At 45.7% G+C, this 6927-nt stretch carries 8 protein-coding genes and 1 pseudogene; 6 read left to right on the forward strand and 3 right to left on the reverse strand.

Annotated features, from left to right (window positions below; translation table 11 throughout):
- The 5 genes and pseudogenes from QUB12_RS36215 to QUB12_RS36235 form a co-directional block, all read left to right on the forward strand.
- Positions 1 to 840, forward strand: a pseudogene (locus QUB12_RS36215) (hypothetical protein); the annotation flags it as partial.
- 175 nt (positions 841 to 1015) lie between these two features.
- Entirely contained in the window at positions 1016 to 1996 is a 981-nt protein-coding gene (locus tag QUB12_RS36220) for a hypothetical protein (RefSeq protein ID WP_333103253.1), read from the forward strand.
- Entirely contained in the window at positions 1993 to 2754 is a 762-nt protein-coding gene (locus QUB12_RS36225; RefSeq protein ID WP_333103255.1) for an HIRAN domain-containing protein, read from the forward strand. The genes QUB12_RS36220 and QUB12_RS36225 overlap by 4 nt, the downstream gene beginning before the upstream one ends.
- Positions 2755 to 3359: 605 nt before the next feature.
- Positions 3360 to 3500 (forward strand): DUF4926 domain-containing protein, encoded by a 141-nt coding sequence (locus QUB12_RS36230; RefSeq protein ID WP_333103264.1) that lies wholly within the window; start codon positions 3360 to 3362, stop codon positions 3498 to 3500.
- Positions 3501 to 3579: 79 nt separating this feature from the next.
- Positions 3580 to 4221, forward strand: coding sequence for a restriction endonuclease subunit R (locus QUB12_RS36235; protein ID WP_333103257.1), 642 nt, complete (start codon positions 3580 to 3582; stop codon positions 4219 to 4221).
- An 82-nt stretch (positions 4222 to 4303) separates the two neighbouring features.
- On the opposite strand, the gene QUB12_RS36240 is transcribed toward QUB12_RS36235, so the two are convergent.
- From QUB12_RS36240 to QUB12_RS36250, 3 genes are all read right to left on the reverse strand, one after another.
- A complete protein-coding gene (locus tag QUB12_RS36240; RefSeq protein WP_333103259.1) occupies positions 4304 to 5317 on the reverse strand; it encodes a tyrosine-type recombinase/integrase in 1014 nt (337 codons plus the stop codon).
- 106 nt (positions 5318 to 5423) lie between these two features.
- Complete coding sequence (locus tag QUB12_RS36245; RefSeq protein ID WP_333103261.1) at positions 5424 to 5816, reverse strand: hypothetical protein; 393 nt, start codon at positions 5814 to 5816, stop codon at positions 5424 to 5426.
- A gap of 217 nt (positions 5817 to 6033) precedes the next feature.
- The gene (locus tag QUB12_RS36250) at positions 6034 to 6384 is read right to left on the reverse strand and encodes a transposase (protein WP_445252156.1); all 351 of its coding nucleotides are present in this window, start codon (positions 6382 to 6384) and stop codon (positions 6034 to 6036) included.
- 352 nt (positions 6385 to 6736) lie between these two features.
- On the opposite strand from QUB12_RS36250, the gene QUB12_RS36255 reads away from it, so the two are divergent.
- Positions 6737 to 6927: ParA family protein (locus tag QUB12_RS36255; RefSeq protein WP_333310932.1), on the forward strand; the 191-nt coding region annotated here is incomplete at its 3' end.

Here is a 6927-nt window from a genome sequence, read left to right on the forward strand (position 1 = left end):
CTGGGCTTTACTTTGCGACGGGTTCGCCAAGAAAGGTCTGAGGAACGAGATGCTTTAGGTAGGCCCAAACGCATTAGGGTTTACCAGTTTGAGTTTCCCCAGGATGGCAGGCAGACGATTTTTGAGGTTTGGCAGCAGCGGGATAAAGAGGCAGTGTCTTTGCCGGAAGCTGCTACTCAGTGTTTAAGAGGGGTATCTAGTGGCACAGGGTCGGATAATAGTATAGAGATGTCTGAGGATGTGTTTTCTGAGGGTGTGCCTCAACAGAATGATCGGGTGGTCTCGGCTGACACAGGGTCGGATAATAGTATAGGGATGTCAGAAGGTGTGTTTTCTCAGGATTTGCCTCAACAGATTAATGAGGTGGGAACTGTTGGCACAGGGTCGGATAATAATATAGGGATATCTGAGGTTGTGCCGCCTCTTGGTTTATCTCAACAAAATAATGAGGTGGGAACTGCTGGCACAGGGTCGGATAATAATATAGAGATATCTGAGGGTGTGCCGCCTATGGATGAGGAAGTGACTCACGCTACTCAAGTGTTTGGAGTGGAAGCTGCACCTAGGGAGACATTAACAACAGAAGGGATGGGAGTTGCAGCTTCATATCAGGCGATAGAGCCCGAAAATCATGCTATTCCTACTTATGAGACAAAAGTACCCCAAATAGCACCGTCTGAGCTGAAAGTTGGCTCGGTGGTGAGGTTCTGCGGTGAGGTTCAGAAATATGTCGTTAGAGCTGTTTCTGGGGCTCAGGTAATGGTGAAATCTCTGTTTTCGGGGCAATTCGTCAACACTTACACACACCGCTTAGAGCTTGCAGAAGAAGGGACAGGATGAGTTATTTATGGCATCGCGCACACATGGGGACAAGAAAGTTGAACGGCTTATTACACAAGGGTTTGAGTTAATAGTCTCAAAAAAGATCGAGAGTAGAGGCGATCACGATTAATGCTCAGTTCAGCCTTGTATTTGTGAACTGCGAGTGTGGCAAAAGAAATAGGTTGAACAATTTATGTCCGATGAATTCCCCATCATTATTGTCACCCAAGAAGCTTACGAACTTTCTAATCAGGAAGCAATGGGGAGTAAGTATAAGTTTTGGTTTGAACACCCAGAACTCGGCCGCTGCCTGTACAAACAAGCAAGACTTGATTTAGGCGAAGATTGGGCAGAGAAAGTGGCCTCCGAATTGTGCGAATTACTGGGAATTCCTCATGCTAATTATGAACTGGCCGCCACGAGTGAGGGGAATCTCGGTGTAGTCTCTTCTTACTTTTTACCCAACGGTGGCACCCTCGTTCACGGTAACGAACTTCTTACTCCCATCGTGCCAAATTACCCCACCTTTGCAACCTACAACCTGTCGCAACATACAATTGATCTAGTGTTGAGAATTATCTCTGATGAATCTGTGAATTTACCTATTGGTTGCACAGTACCCAGTGGCATCCAAAAAGCTGTAGAAGTGTTTGTCGGCTATCTTCTGTTAGATGCGTGGATTGGCAATGGCGATCGCCACCACGAAAACTGGGGTGTTATCCAAAATAAAGCAATGCTTACTTCAGGGGAAACAGTACACCTAGCGTCTACTACATCCGAAACAGCACACCTAGCGTCCACTACATCTGAAACAGTACACCTAGCACCCACTTACGATCACGCTTCTAGCTTAGGTCGCGACCTCTCTGATGAACAAAGGCAAAACCGCTCAGTAAAGTTTTATGCTAACAAATGTTTCTCAGCTTTTTATGGTAACGTTGATGATAAAAAGCCTCTCAAAACTGTTGATGTATTTGAGTACGCTGCACGTTGTTATCCGAATGCAGCGCATATATGGCTTGAGCGACTTGAAGGTATCTCAAAGGCGAATATACTAGATATTTTAAATCGAATTCCTAACACTCGTATCTCGCCTATTGCCGCCGATTTTGCCCAAAAGATTCTTGAATTTAATCAACACAGACTACTTACCTTGAGGAAAGCGCTACCGTGAAGACAAAATCAACACTTTTTTTGGCTTGGCAAGACCAAAATAGCCGCTCTTGGTTTCCCATTGGCAGGCTAACATTTGATGGAATTAACTACGAATTTACATACACACAAGGCGTTTTAGAAGCTCAAGAAAAGTGCGGTTTTGAACCCTTAGCCTCGTTTCCGCGCTTAGGTAAAGTCTATACATCAACTTACTTATTTCCCGTATTTGCTAATCGGTTGATGCCAAAAAATCGCCCCGATTACTCAAGTTTTATTCACTGGCTAAATCTTTCTCAGCATGAAAGAGATCCAATTGCCATGTTAGCCCGCAGCGGTGGGCGACGAGAAACAGATACGCTTACTGTTTTTCCGTGTCCCGAACTAGATTCAGAAGGGCGGTATCGCCTTCACTTTTTCTTGCATGGACTGAGGTATTTGCCACAATGTGCAATTGAGCGAGTTAACCGCTTAGAGACTGGAGAAAAGTTATGGTTAGCTCACGAATTTCAAAATCATTATGATTCTAAAGCATTGACTTTAAATACAGAAGACCACTATATTGTCGGGTATTGTCCGCGATATTTGAATAGTGAGATTTTTGAAGTTTTATTGATAAATCCCAGTTTGGTAGAGGTGCGCGTAGAGCGTGTCAATCAACCACCGACACCGCTTCAGTTTCGCTTGCTGTGTAATATAACTTCTCAATGTTATGATGGCTTTCGCCCCTTTTCAAGTGATGAATATCAGGCTTTGATCGGTGAGGTGGCAACTGTTTAACTCATAGGTTACGGTGACAATTTTTAGGGTAAAATGATGTGTGGATTGTCAGGAAAATAAAATTTTAACCGGGAAGTAAAACTCGCTCAGCCCATGCTTGATAATAACGTCGTTGCATTAAGAGGTTTAGGCTTCAAAAAGTACAATGCGAGATGCGCGTCAGCTTTCCCCAAGTCCCATCGCCGATTCTCTTTTTAGTGGTAAACGACTGAACAGGGGACATTAGGGTATCAAAACGGTATCAAACCTGTATCAAAACGGTGTCAAAAAACTGACGATGGTGGTTTTCTACGTTTCTCCGGGCGATCGCCTGACGGGGTAACAACTACTCTGCGACCATTTATAGATAAAGCTTTGAAGCTCCTTAACCTAAAAAAGAACCCGGCTTATTGACAGGTCTATTGACAATAATGATGATTACGATCGCCCCCCAGCTTCCTTCTCCGTTGTCGAAACCTGAAAAAATGGCGTAGGCGTAGCCAGCGTGAGGCTTCGCATTCCTCCATCTTTTTTGAGATTAATCGGTTTAAACCGCAAGTCTTGCTAGCTTTCAGGTTGCTTGTCACCCCGTCAGGGCGATCGCCTAAAATAAGGGTTTGGTTGAAGTGTACGAACCGGGAGTTTTTGAAGTTGAGTTTAGCGATTTGAATGGTCGGGCTTATGCGCTCGAGACTTTAAAGGCTCATCAACTGATGGTTTTACATCATTATAAGTTGACAGAAGAAATGTTAGTTAAAGTTTGCTAACTTCACCATATACTCATATACTATAGAGAGATTCACCGACACTCTCTACCAATTATCCACCTTCACTTGCATTAGAGCTATGGTTCAAACTAAACCGATTTCCAAAACCATCACTAGCTTAGACAATCTGGAAGAAAAATTTAATCTCCGTCCTACAGAAAACGCACAATTGTTTCCTGAATGGAATCAAAACTTACCCGAACTCACCGACCCAGAAACAGCCGCACTAGACCAAATCAGAAACCGATTTATTCGTCATCGCAAACGCGGTTCCTTAGCCGAAGGAACCATCAATCACTTAGTCATTTCTCCCTTATTAACTCTAACCGGCTTATACGACGAACCCTTTTTTGTCACTACAGAACCGGAAGTTGAACTCTTCCTAGAAGACAGAGACGAAATGCTGCGAGGACGCATCGACACCCTCATTATTCAACAGCAACTCTGGGTATTAGTTGTAGAATCTAAATCAACTATCGCCTTTTCTGTTGCCCTACCCCAAGCCCTCACCTACTTGATGGCAAACCCCAACCCAGAACGCCCCGTTTATGGATTAATCACAAACGGTGATGAATTCCAATTTATTAAACTTCTAATTCAACCTAACCCTCAATACGATTTATCTAATATTTTCTCCCTGTTACTCCCCTATCGCAATCAACTTTATGACATCATGCGAATCCTCAAACAAATTAGACAAATTATGCTACAATCATCCTGAAAATCATCTACTCGAATTTCCTCTTTTTTGTCAGCGACAGCTAGTTTTGGGCCTACTTTGATAGCAAAGTAGCTCTGATCGTTTACTGCCCAATTGTAATCCCTAACTTCAGAGCAGGATTATTGGCCCATCGCTCCGCTACGTGAGTATAAATAGAAGTCGTCCTGGGGTCTTTATGCCCCAACAAGTCCTGCACTTGCCGCAGTTCTGCCCCGGCTCGCAGCGCCAGCGTTCCCGCCGTATGTCTCAAACTGTGGGTCGATATCGTGCGCCCCGGCGAATGTTTCAGCCCTGCTTCCTTTAAATAGCCGTCTACAACCTTCCGTATCCCCCGGCGGCTAATCCGCTGCCCACCTGCCCGGTATCCCACAGCTACAAACAGCGGGCTAGAGGGCGCAAGCACTTCCATCGCTTTTCTCGCTTCCAAGTAATTCATCAGAGCGAGCGCAATTTCCGGCGTTAGCGGCACAATCCTAATGCTGCCCTTCCCCTCCACCCGAATCCCCAAATTATTGCCTTGCTGTACCAAATCAGCAATATTAGCCCGGTGCATCTCCACCGTGCGCGGTCCCTCCAGCGTCATAATCACCAGCAGCGCCTTGTCCCGCAGTGCCTTCACGCTGCCGTCGCTCTTAATCGTAGCCAGCAACTTCTCCACTTCCGACTTTTCCAGGTAAGTCACCTTCTCAGCAGCATCTCGCTTTTCCCTCGGTGGCTTCACGCTGAGGGCGGGGTTGACCAAAATCAGCCCCTTGGATGTAGCCGCATCGTAGAAACGCCTGACTACCGATAATTTCAGGGCCACAGTCGCAGGCTTCAATTTCCTGTCTTCCACCAACCAGCGGCGGTAGCGCTTAATATCATCCTTTGTCGCACTAGCAAGGTTGATTTGGGGGTCGGCGCGATCGCACCAAGACACGAACAGTCGCAACTGGCGGCGGTAAGTATCGGCGGTATCCGGTGCTGCGTCCCCAGCCGCGACATCGAGTTCTAAGAACTCCGCCCACGCCGATAGGAGGCTTGAAGCCGTAACCAGGGGGGTGATTTCAATGTCAGAAGCTAGACGGGGGTTGGAGCTAGAGGGATTGGCAAGCATAGCGAATTTTATTCATCGCGATTTAACTCATTAAACCCTGGATAGTTCCCAAAATTACTATTATGGGAATTATTACCAGGCAACAGCGATCGCTGTTGCCCTAACTTCACTGTTCGGTCGTGGGCTGATAAATTTGACGCAACTCTACCCAGCCGTAGATAGACGGGAAAAGGTGGCGGTCAGCCTCGTCGTCAATATCAGAATGGTGGGGGAAATTCTCAGGGTGTCCGTGAATTTTGAGAATTCCCCTGCGGCGCTTGGCAGCTTCACAGAGGAATGGTATGAGGATATTAGTTGACCACCTCACTTGGTCAGGAGTACGAAGGGAACAGTATTCGTAAGGTACTGGCACAATTTTGTGGATTAACAAGCGATGCGTGCCATTTCCAACAAGGCGACCGCAAAGTGCAATAGCAACAGCTTCTTGACCGTCGCCAGGGAACAAATGCGCTTTTAGTTGCTCTAATTGGGCGGCTGTCAAATTTAGAGATGTTTTCATGATTTAGCCCTTCCTTGGTCATACCAAATCCGGGTTAGTTACCCCCTTTATCGTCGGGAGTAAAGAAACTTGCGCTCGCGATCGTCCAATAAAAAGAACTTTTATAGTTGAAAGGAAGAAGAGAAAATTGTCTAAAATTCAATAAAGCTTGCTAATTGACGAGCAGCAAAAAAGTTTCTCTGTCCACTTGCGAGCGTGTGAAATGAATAGATAGCAATTATGAAGTTAGTAGAAGCGGAAAATTATCAGTTATCCTGTGGCTAAAATTTCTGGCTCTGGCCACCAAGGATAAAAGGTAAGATTTTTGATTCTCTCTGTCATGGTCGTCGCTAAAATTTGATAGCGCGAGGCGAGCACTTCTTCTCGCATCATCAAGGCTGTCAAAACTTTTATTAACTTTCAGTTCATCGGCAAGACACCACAGCCTTTCTGCTGGCTGAAGTTCAGGAGAATAAGGCGGCAAATACTCAAGAAAGATTCCTTCTGGAACAACCACTTTTTCACTCGTATGCCAGCCCGCCCTGTCAACTACTAAGCTGCGTAGCAGCTTATCAGCATACGGCAGCACTGCGATCGCGGTGGAACGCTATGCCAAGCGCGACATTGCTTCAGTTGCCTCACTCGCCAGCTATGGGAGAAACTTACTCTAAAGACTTAAAGGTATAATACGTTTAAGTGTTTAACCAATGACCGCAAGCCTTGCCGACGTGCGCTCGTTACTCAAAAGAGCAATCGCCCCGGTCGATCGTTGGGTCTAACCAGCCAGACAAAATACCTCAGACTTTAACTGCCAATCTGCGGCTGACCTCAGAATTACCCATAAACGGTTAAACATATTAGACGTTTAATATATTAGGATTTTAACACTTAAGCTCATAAAACTGTTAAGCTAAACAATGATTAGACCTTAATAGGATTTTATGTTGAAGGTCGCTATTTTCAATTTCAAGGGCGGTACGGGGAAAAGTACCACAGTTTTAAACTTAGGAGCTTGCCTCGCCGCAAGTAAGTGCCGCGTCCTGCTGCTCGACTTAGATGGGCAGCGCACCCTTAGTTTTGGGTTAGGTCAAGACGGTCAGCAGCCGACAGCTTTAGATTGGCTTCAGGGAGA

The sequence above is a fragment of the Microcoleus sp. B7-D4 genome, assembly GCF_036705125.1.
GTDB lineage: Bacteria > Cyanobacteriota > Cyanobacteriia > Cyanobacteriales > Microcoleaceae > Microcoleus.

Bases quoted from the DNA above. Each gene is read 5' to 3' on its own strand.
- QUB12_RS36220 (WP_333103253.1), top strand. From the start codon at position 1,016: ATGTCCGATGAATTCCCCATCATTATTGTCACCCAAGAAGCTTACGAA.
- QUB12_RS36240 (WP_333103259.1), bottom strand. From the start codon at position 5,317: ATGCTTGCCAATCCCTCTAGCTCCAACCCCCGTCTAGCTTCTGACATT.
- QUB12_RS36235 (WP_333103257.1), top strand. From the start codon at position 3,580: ATGGTTCAAACTAAACCGATTTCCAAAACCATCACTAGCTTAGACAAT.
- QUB12_RS36245 (WP_333103261.1), bottom strand. From the start codon at position 5,816: ATGAAAACATCTCTAAATTTGACAGCCGCCCAATTAGAGCAACTAAAA.